Source organism: Pseudomonas sp. 2822-15 (genome assembly GCF_002742515.1).
GTDB lineage: Bacteria > Pseudomonadota > Gammaproteobacteria > Pseudomonadales > Pseudomonadaceae > Aquipseudomonas > Aquipseudomonas salomonii.
The window spans coordinates 1-695 of the sequence record NZ_LJRY01000091.1; the positions used below are offsets into that span (position 1 = coordinate 1).

1 protein-coding gene is annotated in these 695 nt (G+C 54.8%); it reads right to left on the minus strand.

Annotation, left to right across the window (positions count from 1 at the left end):
* Positions 1 to 65: 65 nt before the first annotated feature.
* Positions 66 to 695 (minus strand): PoNe immunity protein domain-containing protein (locus tag AOA59_RS00515; RefSeq protein WP_099485450.1); only part of this gene is annotated, 630 nt, incomplete at its 5' end.

The following is a 695-nucleotide window of genomic DNA, read 5'->3' on the forward strand; positions in this document are numbered from 1 at the left end:
ACGTTGGCACTTCTCGGCAGGTGCGTGCCTTGCGATAGCCGTGTCTTGCTTGATCACACTGGCGCTTATCTATCACTGGACCGGGTGAAAATTCGGGCCCAAAAGCCGGCTTTCTTTGCTGAAGCCAACGGTGGATGTGGCTCTGTTGTCTCTCTTGCCGGGTGAGTGCCAGGGCCATCAGGTCTCAAAAGGTCTCCCGGATAATGCTCTTGACCTAGACATGGCGAGTCATCCATTCCAAACGCCTTCACGGCAGCCACGGCTTCTACACACCAACGACCAAAATAAGCCCCGCCTTCAAAGTTCTGGTCGCCATAGGTATACCAATAAGGATGCCGATAGCTGACCGCTTGCGGGTCTGATCCGGATTTCGCGCCAGTGCGCACTTCCAGATACCAGTGCTCGACAAAGGCTTTGAGCAACGGTGCCTGAGAATCTGAGGGCGCATTTACTGCCTTCAACAAACGACCATAGGGTTTGGGATATAGAAGCACGGCTCCTATCTTGCGGTCTGGGCTGCGGCTGGCAATGATCCGATCAAGAAGTACGTCTTCGCCATCATTGCCGATCAAGGCCAACAAGCGATGCCATTGCTCGTCTGGAATGTCGAGTGCGAGTGCCAAGCCGACCAACCAGAAGCAAACGATGTAGTGGTCGTAGTTGACGCGCCAGTGGTGCCGGGTGAATTGCTGCTC